Consider the following 15,818-nt stretch of genomic DNA (forward strand, 5'->3'; position numbering starts at 1 on the left):
CGTCCACCGCATGATCCGCGTTGAAACGCCGAAACCTAGTCCTTCAGGGCCTTGCGCTGGAGCAGCAGCGCCAGGATCAGACAGAGCGACGCGGCGCAGAGCAGGCCGAAGCCGTAATGGGGATAGGAATAGGTGGAGAACTGCGCCACCTTGCCGTCACCGAACACGGTGGGCATGAAGGGCTTGACCGAGAAGGCCGCCCACGAGCGCAGGTTATGGCCGAACCACCACAGCCAGGCGGAATAATCCACCACGAAGGCCACGGGAATGACGATGCCCGATAGCGGCAGCACCCACCAGAACGGCCCGGCATAGACCAGGAAAGCGGCCAGCATGACGCCCACCAGCATGAACAGGTAAGGCGCCGCCGCGATTTCCAGCGCCGCGCCGCGGGCGATGGGCTCCATGCCGATGAAGTGGTTGATGACGTCCATTTCCTCGACGCAGTTCAGCCCACCTTCCTCGTCACCCCATGAGGTCTGCTGTCCCGGCTTGGGAGCGACCTGGGACGTACAGCCATTGAACACGCCGTTCATGTGGAAGTGAATGCGGATGCCGTCGGGAAAGGTCTCGGCCGGATAGTTCGGCGCCTTCAGCGCCACCCACCAGATGGGGGAGAAATACGCCCCTCCGATCATCAGGGCGGCGACCACGGTCAGGATGCGCACCAGGGCGGGCTTGCGGCTGCCCTTGCCGTCGGATTTGGTCATGGAATCCTCGATGGACATTCAGGAAAGGGGGCGGTACCCCTGCGAAAGCCAAGACACCGCCCATTGTCCACGTTATATCAGATTTTCCTACTGGAAGTCGGGATTCTTCCAGCCCTTGGGAGCGATCATGTTCGCGGGCGGCTTCAGGCGCGAGGTATAGTCCAGCACCGCCTTGGTATCCCGTTCGCTGAAGGTCTGGATCTGCTTCATCATGTCGGGATTGGCGTTGCGGCGCTTGCCTTCCTTGATCCACTGGTACTGACGCAGCAGATAGGCGTAGTGCTGGCCTTGGATACGGGGATAGAACTTGTCGTTGTCACCGGCGCCATCGGCACCGTGGCAGCGGGTGCAGTTCTCCTCGTACAGCTTCTTGCCGTGGGCCAGGTCCTTGCCGTCGCCCAGGCCGGGCTCGGGGTTCATGGGCAGCTTGGCCATATAGGCGGCCACGTCGGCGATGGACTGCGGCCCGCCGATCTGGGACGGCAGGGCGAAGGGATACATGGTGGGATTGTCGCGGTTCAGAGCCCGGATATCGGCCAGCTGCTTGATGGTGACCTTGGGATGCTGCCCGGCCAGTTGCGGGAAGGTGCCATCGGTCAGGCCCCAGCCCTCCATCTGGTGGCAGGCGGAGCAGACCTCGTAGACCTCGCGGCCGTTCTTCAGGTCCGGCTTCAGTTTCAGGGCCTCGTCTTCCTCGCCGCCACCGGCGTGCCATTGATAGCCTTCCTCGCCCAGGGACTTGCCCTTCTGGGGGGTCGCGCCGCCAGCGGCGTAAACGGCACCACCGGCCACCAGGGCGGCGGCGGCCACGACGATGGCCAGGCTGTGCTTGAACTTCAACATCTGGGTCTGTCTCCGAAAGTCTGAACCAACTGGTCCGCAGATTAGCAAAAGCTCAGAGATGCTTACTTGACTGTGGACAAGTAGTCGGCGATGGCGGTGATTTCGTCGTCGGTCACCAGATGCATGACCGGCTGCATGGCGTTGGCCTTGCCGTTGGTCCGGGCACCGGACTTGATGTCCCTGGTCTGGGCCAGGACATAAGCCTTGTCCTGACCGGCGATGGCGGGATAGCCGGGCAGCGGCTTCTTGCCTTCCTTGCCGTGACAGGCGACGCAGGTCTTGGTCAGGAACAGGGTCTTGCCGGGATGGGGCGGAGCGGCGGCGGCCGGCGCGGCGGCGGCTGGAGCCTCCTTCAGGCTCTCCAGGTACTGGGCCAAGGCCTTCATCTCGTCCTCGGACAGGTCATCGACGATGGGCTTCATGGTGTCGACGCTCTGGCCGTTCTTGCGGGCGCCGGACTTGATGTCCTTCATCTGGTTGAAGGCGTATTCGGCGCCTTGCCCGGCGAGCTTGGGAAAGCCCTCCTGCAGCGGGGTCTTGGCGTCCTCGCCGTGGCAGGCGACGCAGCCCTTATCGGTGAACAGCGCCTTGCCATCGGCGGCAAGGGCCTGGGAATTGAAGGCTCCGATGACGGCCAGGGCGGCCGCGACGGCGACTTGCCGCTTCACGCTGATGCGCATGTTTCGATCCTTGTGTCGAAGGGGTGGAAAAAGCACGGGGGCGGGCAAGCCCGCCCCCGATCCATTCGCAATCTGAGCCAAGGCGGCGGGGGCCGCCCTGGCTTTGATCAAGTCGCGTGACTTACTTCGCGGCTTCAACCTTCTTGGCACCGTTCTGTTCCAGGAAGGTCTTGGCGCGCAGACCGATATCGGCGGCCTTGACCTGGTACTGGAACCACTGCTCGGCCCACAGGAAGGCGGCGTTGTAGTCGCCCTTGGCGGCGAACTCTTCCGACTTCTTCTTGTTCTGCTCGGCATAGCCCAGCTGTTCGGTGGCATCCTCGACCATGGCGACCACGGCGGGGAAGTCCTTGAAGTTGACGCTGGTGATATAGCCGACGACGCTGTTGATGACGGCCTGGGTGTCGGTGTTGGCCTTCACGCGGGCGTCATACTCTTTCTGACCATAGACTTGGCCTTCCTTGCCCTTGACGCCGGTCGCCTTGTAGTTGGCCGGCTGGACCAGGAGATAGCCTTCCATTTCAAGATGCAGCGCCGAGCAGAACTCGGTGCAGTAGTAGGGATAGACGCCAGCCTTGTTGGCCTTGATGGTGGCCGAGGCGGTCTTGCCCGGCTCCACCGACAGGTTGACGTTGTGCTTGGACACGGCGAAGCCGTGGGTCTCGTCCTGGGCACGCTCCAGGTTGGTCAGGTGGAAGGTGATCTCGTCGCCTTCGTTGGCCTCGACGATTTCAGGAGTGATGTGCGAGCGGATCAGGGTGCCGAACACCTCGACCTTACCCGGCTTCTTCTCGATGCGCTCCTGGCCCGGACGCACGGCGAAGGGGGACTTCTTCTCGGTGCGGGAGTCGGTGCCGAAGGGATAACGCACATTGGTCTTCAGCTTGCCGGTCTCGATGGACACCGCGTAGTGGGGCTCGCCCAGGGGCAGCGGCATGTCGTAGAGAAGCTGCATCTTGTCGCCGCTGATATCGATCAGCTGGTGGTTCTGGGGATGCAGCGGGCCGACCTGGGCGAAGCGGTCGATGGCCAGCTTGTTGAGCGCGATCAGATACTTGCCCTTGGGCTTGGAGGTATCGCCTTCCATGGCCATCAGGTGGCCGATGTTGTAGTGCACCGAGACCTTGTCCAGCACCTTGCCTTCGCAATAGTCCCACTTGGCGACCATGGAGTCGACATAGAGCGAGGTATAGGCGACGCAGGGCTTGGAATCGTACTGGGTGTGGAGCGGGCCGAGACCGAGCGCGGCCTGCTTATGGGCGGCGTCGTCCAGCGAGATGATCGGAATGCCGTACTCGTCCTTGCCCGAGAACTTCTTGGCGGCGATGGCGGCCTGGATCTTCTCATGGCTGTAGACGGTGGTGTGGCTGTCCAGCTTGCCCGACACGGTGATGAACTTGCCATCGGGGGTGACGTCGGCGCCGTGGGGCGACTTGGGCTCGGGGATCAGGACCAGGATGCCCTCGGCGACGGAGACGTCCATGGGCAGGACGTTGTGGCCGTTGATCTTCTTGGCCTTGCCCGCCTTGACCAGCTCGGCGGCCTTCTTCCAGTTGATGACATGCAGGAAGTCGCTGTCCTTGGCCGAGCAGCCGGCTTCGAACGGCGGACGGCCGCGCTCGATGCCGCCGACATAGCGTTCGGTACAGAACGAGTTGACGAAGGCCCAGCCATCCGACGGACCCTTGCCGAAATCGGCCAGATCCTGGCTGTAGGGCGGCAGTTCCAGCGAGAACGAGTTCTCGGGCTCGATCCGGCCGTGCTCGCGGTTGAACTTCCAGAAGGTGACCGCGCCGCGATACTTCTCGTTGAACTGCTCCAGGGGGGCGAATTCGCCGCCCAGCGGCGCCGCGTACTGGGCGGGCTCGACGATGTAGTCGGTGTTGGGCGACACGAAGGCGCCGCCATGCTCGGACTGCAGGATCGGGTTCTGGACGATCTGCTTGGTCTCGAAGTCGCGCAGGTCGATGACCGCGATGCGGGGCGTGTTCTTGTCGTTGATGAACAGCCACTGGCCGTCGGACTCGCCGTTGGTCTCGGACAGGGCCGGATGGTGGGTATCGCCCCACAGGATGGTGCGGCCCTGGACCTCGGAGCCCTGCTTCAGCACCGCCTTGGACTCATCGTCGAAGCCATAGCCCTGCCAGGGCTCGGGGGTGAACACACCGATATATTTCAGGATGCGCATGGACGGCACGCCATAGACGATCACCTGACCGCTTTGGCCGCCCGAGCTGAACACCATGAATTCGTCGAGCTTGCCGGTCGGATTGTAGGTCTTGGCGGCAGCCATCACGTCGTTGTCGGTCAGGCCGCGACGCTTCATCACATCTTGCAGCGATTCGGCCGAGGCGCTCCCAGCCACCAAGGCGCCAAAGCTCACCGTGGCGAGCAATGTCGCCAGCTTGCGGGTTTTCGTCATTTTCCCCACCTTCTGAATTGTTGAAAAATCTTACCCAACCTTCGCGGGTGAGCTTGGAATTGCTGCATGGGAAATGCCTTAACTTTCGTCAAGAATGCCCGGCAATATTCCTCGGGCATGGGCGCGGCCAAGGGATTAAGATGCGCTCGGCTGATTCCCTGGGGACCCGTTGGACCATGCGTGGATTGATCCTTGCCCTGATGACACTCGCGGTAACGCTGATCCCGGCTCTGGCCGCCCGGGCCGACGACCCGGACCGCGCCTTCAGCGGGCGCTTCCTGCTGGTGGACATGAACGGGCGAACCGTCAGCGACGAGACTTATGCGGGCAAGGTCCGGCTGGTGTCGTTCGGCTACACCTACTGTCCCGATATCTGTCCCACCACCCTGAACACCCTGTCGGCGGCGCTGGACCAGTTGGGGGCGGACAAGGACAAGGTCGCGACCTTGTTCATCAGCATCGATCCCGAACGCGATACCCCGGCCCATCTCAAGGAATATCTGGCGTCGTTTCCCGGCATTACCGGCCTGAGCGGAACCCCCGAGCAGGTGGCCGCCGCCGCCCGCAACCTCAAGGCCCGCTACCAGAAGCAGCCCGCCGAGAATGGCGATCCCGCCGCCTATTCCATGGATCACTCCTCCTCGATCCTCATCCTGGACCGGGCGGGGAACTTCCTGGCGCGCATGCCCCATGCCTCGGCTCCCGACCGGCTGGTGGAGCGGGTGCGCGGCTATCTCCAGCCCAAGGCCATCGAGGGCCGCCCATGACCCGCCGCGCCCTCCTGATCGCCCTGGGCCTGGCGGCCGGGGGCGCCCTGCTGGGCTTGCCTGCCCAGGCCGCCACCAAGACCACCCAGGGCCTGATCATCCATGACGCCCCCAGGCCGGTGCCCGAGATCGACATCCGCGACGGCGACGGCAAGCCCGCCGGTCTGGACGGGCTGAAGGGCCGCGCCGTGCTGCTGAACCTGTGGGCAAGCTGGTGCATGCCCTGCGTCGCCGAACTGCCCGCCCTTGACCGTTTGAAGCCGGTGGCGGCCGCCAAGGACATCGAGGTGGTGGCGTTGTCGCTGGATCGCGGCGGCAAGGTGACGGCGGTCAACACCTTCGCCCGCCTAGGCATCAAGGCGCTGGACATCCGCACCGACGAGGCCCGCGCGGCGGCCGAGAAGCTGGGCGTCAGCGTCCTGCCGGTCAGCCTGCTGCTCGACCGCCAGGGGCGCGAGGTCGCCCGCTATGTGGGCGCCGCCGACTGGGAAGGCGCGGTGGCCGCCCGCCTGCTGGAGGCGGTGGCCGCCGGGCGCCCGCTGACCCGCGACATGGAGCCGCCGCAGGTCAGGCCGACAACGGCTCCCTGATCCGTTCTCAGTGCTTCATGTGGCCGCCATGCATGGGCATCGGCATGGCGGCGCCCATGGCGCCGGGAGCCAGCACCGGCACATCGACCTCGATCTTGCCCGCCTTCTCGAAGACCAGGGTCAGGGCCACCTTGGTGCCTTCCTTGGCGGGGGCGGTCAGGCCGATGAACATGATGTGGTCGCCGCCGGGCTTCAACTCGGCCGCGCCATGGGCGGGCACCGCGATGGACTCGACCTTGCGCATGCGGAACACATCGCCGTCCTTGACATGGGTGTGCAATTCCACCGTCCGCGAGATGCTCGCCTCGGCCGAGACCAGCCGGTCATCCGCGCCATGGTTGGTCACCGTCAGGAAGGCGGCGCCGTTGCCGCCAGCCACCGGCGCGGCGCGCATGAACGCCCCCGAAACCTGGATATCGGCCGCAATGGCGGGAAGCGCGGACAGCAGCAGGGCGGCGGCAAGCAGAATGGTCTTCATGGAATGGCAACTCCAAGCAGGTAACAGATATCGCCGCTCTTCCGGCCGGATGAGGTCGGAGGGCTGGCAATCCGTGGAATGAAATGGAATGGGTGGCCTCAGGCCACGCCAAGCGGAGGCGCCCGCGCAAGGTGCTGGCGGGATGTCCGCCCAGGACCCCATGCCGACGCGGTGTTGACGATCAGACGCTCTGCCGTACCTGCGGTGGGTGTTTTGAAGGTTGGGGACGGCGGAACGGCCTTCGCCAGTCCGACTGTCTGGCATACCAGGCAGCATCCGTGACTGAAGGCTTGGCCTTCCTCGACCGGCGGAGCCGCATCCGCCGTACGCTCGGCGCGGCCCGATGGCGAGGAATGGCACATGGCGGCATCGAACCCGAACACCGTCCGGGAAAAATCGCCCCTGAAGGCGATATCGAGGCCGGGAAGAAGCCCTTGCAGCGCCAAGCCGATCAAGACGAGCGTCGCCAGGGCGGTCCGGGTCATGGACCCGCCCCTGCGAAGACATCTCAACACAATCGGCCGCGTGGCGCCCAAGTCGCTTCTCCTCACTCTGCGACAGAGTGTCCGAGAGTGTGCCACCCGCCCTTGACGGCGATCAAGTCTATGTCATTCTCCCCGGCGTTTTCCCGTCGTCGCCCCGGGAGGTTGCGCGTGTCCGACCATGCCTTTTATGCCGCCATGCTGCGCTTCGTCGCCGACAAGACCGAATCGGCGGCCCCCGACGACCGGACGCGCGCCATGGCCGCCATTCTGCGCGGCGCCGCCCAGGCGAGCCAGGACGGCCAGCCCCTGACGGTGGCCTCCGACGCCCTGGAGACCACGGCCCGCGCCCTGGCGGGCTTCGCCGCCTTCCTGCAGCGCCAGATCCTGCCCGAGGCGGTGGCCCATGCCAATACGGTGGGAGAGACCCAGATCCGCTGGTCGGTGGATACCGCCATGGCGGCGGTCAACACCCTTTTGACCCGGGCGGCCTTGCCGGAACGGGGCGACGTCACCATCGACCTGCCACCGCCGCCCTAATATACTGGCCCCCATGGTTGCTTCAGGGATGATTGGGATGTTGAGCAAGGAAGTCGCCTGTGGCGACCGCATCTTCTCGGAGGGTGACGCCGCCGATTGCGCCTATCTGATCGAGCAGGGACAGGTGGAGATCGCGGTGGAGCGCGACGGCCACCCCCAGGTTCTGGCCCTGCTGGGCCCGGGTGAAGTGTTCGGCGAGATGGGCGTCATCGACGGCCTGCCCCGATCGGCCGGGGCCAGGGCCGTCAGCCAGGCCCGCCTGATCCAGGTTTCGGCGGAGCAAATCCAGCAGGTGGTCGCCCGTTCCGATCCGTTCTTTGCCGAACTGATGCGCAAGCTGGTGGGGCGTCTGCGCGATACCCAGGCCAGCCTGATGGCGGGCGGCGACGGCATCGGCTCGCATTCGTCGGACTTTGGCCCCGGCTATGCCGCCCTGATGCGCGAGCGCGACATTGCCGAGGCCATCATCAGCGGCGAGATCGAACCCTTCCTGCAGCCCATTATCGACCTGGATGACAAGACGGTGCTGGGTTACGAGACCCTGGCCCGCTGGCGCTCGGACCGCCTCGGCCTGATGCGCCCCCATGATTTCCTGCCCCTGGCGCGGCGCACCGGGCTTATCCGGCGCATCGACCTGACCATGGCCGACCGGGCCATGGCCATTTGCGCCCGCCTGGGCGACCAGGAAACCTCTCCCTTCGTTTCCATCAACGTCTCGGGCTGGCTGATCCAGGACAGGACCCTGCCCGCCACCCTCGAACGCATGACCCGGCAGCATGGCGTGGCGCCATCGCGCATCTGCCTGGAGGTCACCGAGACCATGCTGATCGACGACATGGATGCCGCCGAGCAGGCCATGGACGAGTTGCACGACCTGGGCTTGCGTATCGCCCTGGACGATTTCGGCACCGGCCTGTCATCGCTCAGCGTCCTGCACCGCCTGCCCTTCGATCTGATCAAGGTGGATGGCAGCCTGATTCAGGGCTGCCAGACCTCGGCCCGCCAGCGCGCCGTTCTCAGCGGCATTCTCGACCTGTGCGGTCGCCTCGACATGGAGGTGATCGCCGAAGGCATCGAGGAGGCCGGAACCGCCCGAACCCTGCACGACCTTGGCTTTCCCATGGGTCAGGGACAATACTTCGCGCCGCCCGCCCAGGCGACGAAGTCCTTGAGCGCGTGGCGGGAGGACGCCTTATGAGCCTGCCCCATGCCGAAGCCATTCCCCACCTCAACGCCGAGAAAGTCTTCGCGGGCCTGAGCGACTATCAGCGGGCGCTGTCCAGCCACATGGACTGGCTGCGCAACTGGTACAGCGCCGTGCTCAACAGCGACGACGCGCCGGTCCCGTCCTCCGACCTGGCCGACTGCGCCTTTACCCAATGGCTGAACGGCGCCGACAGCTCGCTGATCGGCGGCTTCGCCGGTTTCGCCGATCTTGGCGCCATGCATGCCGAGGTCCACGAGACCGCCGAACGCATCACCGCCCGCGTCCAGGCCGGACAGACCGTGACCACCTCGGATTACGAGACCATGATGGCGCTGGTTCTGGCCTTCGGCACCGCCGCCCAGAATCTGGAGCGTGAGGTGTGGCGGACCCTGGCCACCGTCGATCCGCTGACCGGCCTGGGCAACCGCCAGACCATGATGACCCAGTTGATCGGCGAGCGCGACCGCGCCATCCGCCTGGGCCAGCCCTGCTGCATCGGCCTTGCCGATATCGACCACTTCAAGCGGATCAACGATACTTTCGGCCATTCCACCGGCGACCGGGTCCTGCGCGCCGTGGCGGAATGTCTGCGCGGCGCGGTACGCCCCTATGACATCCTGTACCGCTTCGGCGGCGAGGAGTTCCTGGTCTGCCTGCCCGCCGCCAGCCTGGAGGCCGGGGGGTTGGTCCTGGAGCGCATGCGCGCCGCGGTGGAAGGGCTTGCCATCGAGGATAAGGCCGGTCGTCCGGTGCATGTCACCGCCACCTTCGGCATCACCTTGCTGTCGGCCGACCTCTCGGTGGAGGAATCGCTGGACCAGGCCGACACCGCCCTGTACCAAGGAAAGGTGAATGGCCGCAATCAGGTGTCGGTCTTTTCCCAGAATGAAGAACCATCGGGGAGCTAATGCAATGAATCGCCGGGAAATTCTGTCCGCCGCCGGAGCGATGGCCGCGGGCCTCGTCGCCACCCAGGCCTTGGCCGCCGACCATGTCCACCACGCCCATGGCCCCTCGACCATCAATGCCAAGATCGCGGCCACCGGGCTGGACTGCGTCAAGACCGGCGACGCCTGCCTGGCCCATTGCTTCGACACCTTCATCGGCGGCGATACCACCCTGGCGGTCTGCGCCAAGAAGGTGGACGAGCTGATCGCCGTCTGCACCGCCCTGGCCAAGCTGGCCAGCAACAATTCGCCGCACTTGGCCGCCTATGCCAAGGCCGCCGTCGCCGTCTGCAAGGACTGCGAGAAGGAATGTCGCAAGCATGCCGACAAGCACGCCACCTGCAAGGCTTGCGCTGATTCCTGCGCCGCTTGCGCCGAGGAATGCGGCAAGCTGTCCTGAGCCCCGTGACGGGTGTCGACCCGGGAAGCGTCGACACCCGCACCCCAGCCTATACCTTTCGCCATAAAGTGCTATCCTGAAAGCTAGATTGGCCTGACGGAAGAGGGGAAGCCCCATGGCGGCGGGACTTAGGAAGATCGAGGTTGCGTCCGGCATCTCCTGGATCGAGGTGCCCGAAGCGGACCTCCGCATCCTATGCGGCTGCCCCGCCGATGCCGTGAAGCATATGATGCGTCATGGCTTGATCCTGCCCACCCAAGTGGGCGGCGTGCGCACGGAAACCGGCCCCAATGCCATCTTGCTGTCGGACGTCATGGTCCAGAACGGCGCCTTCTGCAATCTGGGTGAATTCCCGATCCTGCAGATGTTCTATCGCCAGGGCATGCTGCTGCCCGGCCATCCCAATAATAGCGGCACCAAGCCGCTGCTGATAGGGCGCCCCGAACAGCTTCAGGCCCAGTTGCACTACATCTACCGAGGCAATTACGGCCTGATTTCCGAAGAGGAGTTGCAAGACGCCGGGTTGGATGTCGAAACCGCCCGCGACATGATGCGACTCAAGCTGAAATTCGCCTTCGGCCGCATTCAACACCCCCGCCAGCTCCTGGATTCGCTCCCCCTGGCCGACGAAGAGGTCGAGATCAGGAATGGCGTCACCGTGCGTCGACGCGACCTCAACGTCTTCGAATTTGGCTATAAGGGCCAAACCGAGACGGTGGATCTCAACCTGCCGCCATTCGAGATGCATGAATGCCCCTATACATTGGGCTTTCATCAGATTCCGCGCGAATATTTTGCGGTGGTTCATTCCGGCGACGGCGATGGCTGGGACATCCGGCGGCCCAGCATGGGAGCAGTGCTGGTCTATCAGGGGGGCATCTATCTGGTGGATGCCGGTCCCAATCTGATCTACGCCCTCAACGCGCTGGGTATCGGCATCAATGAGGTGGAAGGCATCTTCCACACCCATTGCCACGACGACCACTTCGCCGGACTGACCACCCTGATCCGCGCCGACCGCCGCATCAAGTATTTCGCCACCCCCATGGTCCGCGCCTCGGTGGCCAAGAAGCTGGCGGCGCTGCTGTCCATCGAGGAAGAGGATTTTTCAGACTTTTTCGAAGTCCATGATCTGGTCCAGGGTGACTGGAACGATGTGGCGGGTTTGGAGGTCAAGCCCATCTTCTCGCCCCATCCGGTGGAAACCACGCCCTTCATCTTCCGGGTCCTGTCCGAAAGCGGCTATCGCAGCTACGCCCATTTCGCCGATATCATCGGCCTGAAGCTCTTGCACGGCATGATCACCGACGACCCCGCCGCGCCGGGCCTGTCCAAGGAATGGATGGCACGGGTCGTCGCCGATTACGCCGAACCGGCCGATGTGAAGAAGGTGGATATCGGCGGCGGATTGATCCACGGCCAGGCCGAGGATTTCATCTCGGACACGTCGGGCAAGATCATCTTGTCCCATACGGCGCTAAAGCTGACCGATCTGCAAAAGCGCATCGGCTCGGGGGCCTCGTTCGGCACCGTCGATGTGCTGATCCCCAGCAATCGGGACTTCGCCCGACGTTCCGCCTATGGCCATCTGGCCAGCTATTTTCCGACGGTGATGGATTCCCATCTCCAGATTCTGCTGAATTCGCCGCTGGTCACCTTCAATCCCGAAACCATCCTGATCAAGGAAGGGTTCGTTGGCGACGCCATCTACCTGCTTCTCACTGGACAGGTGGAGATGCTGAGCCATGAAAGCCCGATCCGCAGCCAACTGTCCTCGGGCGCGCTGCTGGGCGAGTTGGCCGGGTTGCATGGCCTGCCGTCCTTGGAAACCTATCGCGCCACCAGCTATGTGCAGGCGCTGCGGTTGTCGAGCGAGCTGTATAGTGAATTCGTCAAGCGCCACAACCTGTTCGGCGATATTTCCCGGCTGATGGAAAGCCGGGAATTCCTCCAGCGCTCCTGGCTGTTCGGCGAGGTTGTGTCCACCGGAACCTTGAACGCCATCGCCAACGGCATGACCACGCGAAGTTTCGCGGCGGGCGAGCCGCTGTTGGTCGGCGACCGCCATGTCGCCCTGATCCGCCACGGCGAAGCCGCCAGGGTCGCTGGCGGACGGGAACTGGAACGGCTGGGCCCCGGCGACTTCCTGGGCGAGGAAACGGCGGTCTTCGAAACGCCTCGATTGTCAGAGGTGATCGCCACCCAGCCAACCGATGTCTATGTCCTGGCCGCCGCCACCCTGGCCAGGATTCCGGGCGTGCGCTGGAAGCTGTTCGAGACCTTCCATCGCCGCACCAGAGCCTGTTCCCAGGGCCATGGCGAGGAGGGCGAGGGCGGCGGCGAGTTGCCTTGGCGTCCGGAATACAGTGTCAACATCCAGCGCATCGACAATCATCACCGGCGTCTGCTGGAACTGTCGAGCCGACTGATTGAAGCCATGCGCAAGAACAAGGGGGAGACGGAAACCGCCGAGTCCATGGAAGCGCTCATCGCCTTTGCCCTGTATCATTTCACCGAGGAGGAAATGATGCTGAAGCGCTACGGCTATCCTGAACTTCAAGGGCACGGCTCCAAGCACAAGCGCCTGATGGCCCAGGTTCACGACCTGGAGCAAAGGATTGCGGCCCGGTCCATGTCCGTGGCCGAGGTGCTCGCCTTCCTGGAAGACTGGATCATTACCCACATTCTGATGGAAGATCGCCGGTACGCCCCCTTCGTCAACGACAAAGGAGTCTATTAGGAACAGATATGAAGCACTCCGCCCCCGGCCACGAAACCATAGACCTGACGATGATGCAGGGGGTCCTGGAACACCTTGACCAGGGCATCTCGGTCTTTGACACCGATCTGCGGCTGGTCTTGTGGAACCGACGGTTCGGCGAGCTGTTTCAACTGCCCCCCCATCTGCTGGTGCATGGCGCCGCGTTCGAGGCGATCATCCGCTTCAATGCCGAACGGGGGGAATACGGCCCCTGCGATGCCGACGCCTTCGTCGCCGAGCGGATCAGTATTGCCCGCGAGTTCCGCTCGCACCGCACGGTCCGGACCCGCCCCGATGGCCGTGTCATCGAGATCATCGGCAATCCCCTGCCCAATGGTGGCTTCGTGACCACCTATGCCGACGTGACCGTCGCCCATCAGGTCACAGACAATCTGCGCGAATCCAACGAACGGCTGGATCAGATGGTGGAGCGCCGCACCCACGCGCTGCAGCAGAGCGAGGACCGGCATCGCGCCTATGCGGAATTGCTGGAGGCCACCGTCCGCCACATGCCCCAGGGGGTCAGTGTCTTCGATTCCGATCTCAATCTGGTGGTTGCCAATGACGGGTTCTTCGAGCTGACCCAGATCCCCAAGGACTTCAATGTCCCGGGCAAGGCGTTCGAGGACTTCATGCTGTTCAATGCGCAAAGGGGCGAATACGGCCCTGGCGATCCGATGGAACTGGCCCGTCAGCGCGTCGAGATCGCCCGCAAGATGGAGCCCCACGCCTTCGACCGCATCCGCCCCGACGGGGCCGTGGTGGAAGTTCGCGGCAATCCCATTCCCGGGCGAGGCTTCATCAGCACCTTCACCGACATCACCGCCCGCCACCAGGCCGAGGAAGCCTTGCGCGAGGCCATGACCATGGCCCGCACCCTGCTGGACGCGCCGGGCTTGATCATCTTCCTGATCACCCTGGACGGCACCATCGTCGACCTCAACGAGGGCGGCGCCATGGCCTTGCGCCAGTCCAAGGCCGAATTGATCGGCAGCAATGTCTATCAGGTCATGCCGCCCAAGGTCAGCGCCCGCCGCGCCGCCTTCGCCCAACTGGCGCTGGCCGAGGGCCGCGCCGTCCATTTCGAGGATGAATCCCACGGCCGTTGGTACGAGATCACCATCACCCCCTATCCTGTCGATCGAACCTCGGCGCCCCGACTGATGATCATCGCCCATGAGGTCACCCACCGCCGCAAGGCCGAGGAGCGGCTGCGCGAGGCGAGCGTGATGGCGGAATCGGCCAACCGCACCAAGACCGAGTTCCTGGCCGCCATGAGCCACGAACTGCGCACGCCCCTGAACGCGATCATTGGCTTTTCCGAAATCATCATGCGCGAGATGTTCGGGCCGCTGTCCGATCGCTACCGCGCCTATGGTCAGGATATCAACGCGGCCGGGCAGCATCTGTTGGCCATGATCAACGACATTCTCGACATCTCGCGCATCGAGATCGGTGCCTTCAGCCTGTCACTGGAGACTATCGAGCCAGCCTCCTTGGCGGAATCGGCATTGCGCCTGATCAGCACCCGGGCGGAACAGGGCTCGATCCAACTTCTGTCCAAGATTCCCAAGAATTTGCCCATGCTGCGGGTGGATATCCGCAGAACCAAGCAGATCCTGCTGAACCTGCTGGGCAATGCCGTCAAATTCACCCCGGCGGGGGGGCGCGTGTCGCTGTCGGCCCGTCTGGAGCCCGATGGCGGTCTGGCCTTCCTGGTATCCGATACCGGCATCGGCATGGCACCCGACGACATTGCCGTGGCCCTGGCACCGTTCGGTCAGGTGGATAGCGGCCTCGACCGCCGCTTCGAGGGCGTTGGCCTGGGACTGCCCCTGTCGAAATCACTGGTGGAACTGCATGGGGGATCGCTGGTCCTGGAGTCGGTGCCCGGACAGGGAACCACCGTCACCGTCCGCTTTCCGCCCCAATGCCTGGTGACATGAAGCCTCAGTTGCCGTCCTTGACCCAGGGAATGCGCTGCACCGGCACGCCTTCCTCTTCCAGTTCCTTGGCCTGTTCGACGGTCGCCTCGCCATAGATGGGGCGGGATTCACCCTCGCCATAGTGAATCTTGCGCGCCTCCTCGGGAAAGCGCTCGCCCACATAGTCGCAGCTTTCCTTGACCTGCCGCTTCATTTCCACCAGCACCTTGCGGACTTCACCCACCGCTTCGCGCACATCCAGGGCATCGCCGCGTCCCTTGGCCAGCCGGGGCGCCATGGGGGCCTTTTCAATGCTGGTGCCGCCGCAGATCGGACAGGAAATGCCGCCAGCGGCGGCCAAGGCGTCATAGGTGGCGCCGTCCTTGAACCAGGCTTCGAATTGATGCTGGTCGCCACAGCGCAGTTCAAACAAAATCATTTGAGGTCACGTCCCGTCCATCGCGGACCCATAGTATAAGACCCAACCGGGGAGGAACGCAAAACACCATGGGCATGGATGCGTGCAAGATCGAGCCGTCGCCGTGGATCACCCGCTTCGCTTCCCTGGCGCGGCCGGGCGGAGCGGTGCTGGATCTCGCCTGCGGCGGCGGACGCCATTCGCGGCTGTTCCTCGAGCGGGGCCATCCGGTGACGGCGGTGGACCGCGATGTGGCCCAGGCCGCCCTGGCGGTTGGGGCCGAGCGCATCGCCGCCGACCTGGAGGATGGATCGCCCTGGCCGCTGCCCAACCGCCGTTTCGCCGTGGTGGTTGTCACCAATTATCTGTGGCGCCCCCTGTTCCCGGCACTGCTGGGCAGTCTGGAAGAGGGCGGCTTGCTGCTTTACGAGACCTTCGCCCTGGGCAATGAGGTTTTCGGCCGTCCGCGCAATCCCGATCATCTGCTGGAGCGCGGCGAGTTGTTGCGTCTTTGCACGGGCTTGACGGTGGTGGCCTTCGAGGACGGCATCGAGGCGGGGCGCAAGGTGGTGCAGCGCCTGTGCGCCATCAATGGTCCAGGCCCCGCCCCGCTGCCCTAGAGTCTGTCCGAGTTTGGTGGAGTCAACA

At 64.2% G+C, this 15,818-nt stretch carries 16 protein-coding genes; 9 read left to right on the forward strand and 7 right to left on the reverse strand.

Annotation, left to right across the window (positions count from 1 at the left end):
- Positions 1–35: 35 nt before the first annotated feature.
- The 4 genes from A6A04_RS04350 to nosZ all read right to left on the reverse strand — a co-directional run bounded on the left by A6A04_RS04350 (position 36) and on the right by nosZ (position 4,655).
- A complete protein-coding gene (locus A6A04_RS04350; protein ID WP_068490400.1) occupies positions 36–710 on the reverse strand; it encodes a hypothetical protein in 675 nt (224 codons plus the stop codon).
- Positions 711–797: 87 nt separating this feature from the next.
- On the reverse strand, positions 798–1,553 hold the full coding sequence (locus A6A04_RS04355; protein WP_068490276.1) for a c-type cytochrome: 756 nt from the start codon (positions 1,551–1,553) through the stop codon (positions 798–800).
- 62 nt (positions 1,554–1,615) lie between these two features.
- Positions 1,616–2,233 (reverse strand): c-type cytochrome, encoded by a 618-nt coding sequence (locus tag A6A04_RS04360; protein ID WP_068490277.1) that lies wholly within the window; start codon positions 2,231–2,233, stop codon positions 1,616–1,618.
- A gap of 121 nt (positions 2,234–2,354) precedes the next feature.
- Positions 2,355–4,655, reverse strand: coding sequence for a Sec-dependent nitrous-oxide reductase (gene nosZ, locus A6A04_RS04365; protein ID WP_068490279.1), 2,301 nt, complete (start codon positions 4,653–4,655; stop codon positions 2,355–2,357).
- A 176-nt stretch (positions 4,656–4,831) separates the two neighbouring features.
- Here nosZ and A6A04_RS04370 point away from each other — a divergent pair, with 176 nt between their 5' ends.
- Positions 4,832–5,422 (forward strand): SCO family protein, encoded by a 591-nt coding sequence (locus A6A04_RS04370; RefSeq protein ID WP_068490401.1) that lies wholly within the window; start codon positions 4,832–4,834, stop codon positions 5,420–5,422.
- Positions 5,419–6,012, forward strand: a complete 594-nt coding sequence (locus A6A04_RS04375) for a TlpA family protein disulfide reductase (RefSeq protein ID WP_068490280.1) — start codon at positions 5,419–5,421, stop codon at positions 6,010–6,012. Before A6A04_RS04370 ends, A6A04_RS04375 begins: the two co-directional genes overlap by 4 nt.
- 7 nt (positions 6,013–6,019) lie before the next feature.
- Here the strand turns inward: A6A04_RS04375 and A6A04_RS04380 are convergent, their stop codons facing one another.
- Positions 6,020–6,490, reverse strand: a complete 471-nt coding sequence (locus tag A6A04_RS04380; RefSeq protein ID WP_068490282.1) for a copper chaperone PCu(A)C — start codon at positions 6,488–6,490, stop codon at positions 6,020–6,022.
- Positions 6,491–6,588: 98 nt separating this feature from the next.
- The gene (locus A6A04_RS04385) at positions 6,589–6,975 is read right to left on the reverse strand and encodes a DUF2946 family protein (protein ID WP_068490283.1); all 387 of its coding nucleotides are present in this window, start codon (positions 6,973–6,975) and stop codon (positions 6,589–6,591) included.
- A 168-nt stretch (positions 6,976–7,143) separates the two neighbouring features.
- Here A6A04_RS04385 and A6A04_RS04390 point away from each other — a divergent pair, with 168 nt between their 5' ends.
- The 6 genes from A6A04_RS04390 to A6A04_RS04415 all read left to right on the forward strand — a co-directional run bounded on the left by A6A04_RS04390 (position 7,144) and on the right by A6A04_RS04415 (position 14,773).
- A complete protein-coding gene (locus A6A04_RS04390; RefSeq protein ID WP_082914690.1) occupies positions 7,144–7,512 on the forward strand; it encodes a hypothetical protein in 369 nt (122 codons plus the stop codon).
- Positions 7,513–7,549: 37 nt separating this feature from the next.
- Positions 7,550–8,710 carry an EAL domain-containing protein gene (locus tag A6A04_RS04395; RefSeq protein WP_068490288.1) on the forward strand — a complete coding sequence of 387 codons (1,161 nt, stop codon included), beginning with the start codon at positions 7,550–7,552 and terminating at the stop codon, positions 8,708–8,710.
- Positions 8,707–9,627: a diguanylate cyclase gene (locus A6A04_RS04400; RefSeq protein WP_068490290.1), complete on the forward strand. Its 921-nt coding sequence runs from the start codon at positions 8,707–8,709 to the stop codon at positions 9,625–9,627. Before A6A04_RS04395 ends, A6A04_RS04400 begins: the two co-directional genes overlap by 4 nt.
- 4 nt (positions 9,628–9,631) lie before the next feature.
- Positions 9,632–10,066, forward strand: a complete 435-nt coding sequence (locus A6A04_RS04405) for a four-helix bundle copper-binding protein (protein WP_068490292.1) — start codon at positions 9,632–9,634, stop codon at positions 10,064–10,066.
- A gap of 115 nt (positions 10,067–10,181) precedes the next feature.
- Complete coding sequence (locus tag A6A04_RS04410; RefSeq protein WP_068490295.1) at positions 10,182–12,806, forward strand: bacteriohemerythrin; 2,625 nt, start codon at positions 10,182–10,184, stop codon at positions 12,804–12,806.
- Positions 12,807–12,814: 8 nt separating this feature from the next.
- Entirely contained in the window at positions 12,815–14,773 is a 1,959-nt protein-coding gene (locus tag A6A04_RS04415; RefSeq protein WP_068490300.1) for a PAS-domain containing protein, read from the forward strand.
- Positions 14,774–14,777: 4 nt separating this feature from the next.
- Here the strand turns inward: A6A04_RS04415 and A6A04_RS04420 are convergent, their stop codons facing one another.
- Positions 14,778–15,191 carry a DUF1178 family protein gene (locus A6A04_RS04420; RefSeq protein WP_068490302.1) on the reverse strand — a complete coding sequence of 138 codons (414 nt, stop codon included), beginning with the start codon at positions 15,189–15,191 and terminating at the stop codon, positions 14,778–14,780.
- 68 nt (positions 15,192–15,259) lie between these two features.
- Between A6A04_RS04420 and A6A04_RS04425 the strand changes: the two genes are divergently transcribed.
- Complete coding sequence (locus A6A04_RS04425) at positions 15,260–15,790, forward strand: class I SAM-dependent methyltransferase (protein WP_172822731.1); 531 nt, start codon at positions 15,260–15,262, stop codon at positions 15,788–15,790.
- The last annotated feature ends 28 nt before the right edge of the window (positions 15,791–15,818 follow it).

This window comes from Paramagnetospirillum marisnigri (assembly GCF_001650715.1).
Lineage (GTDB): Bacteria > Pseudomonadota > Alphaproteobacteria > Rhodospirillales > Magnetospirillaceae > Phaeospirillum > Phaeospirillum marisnigri.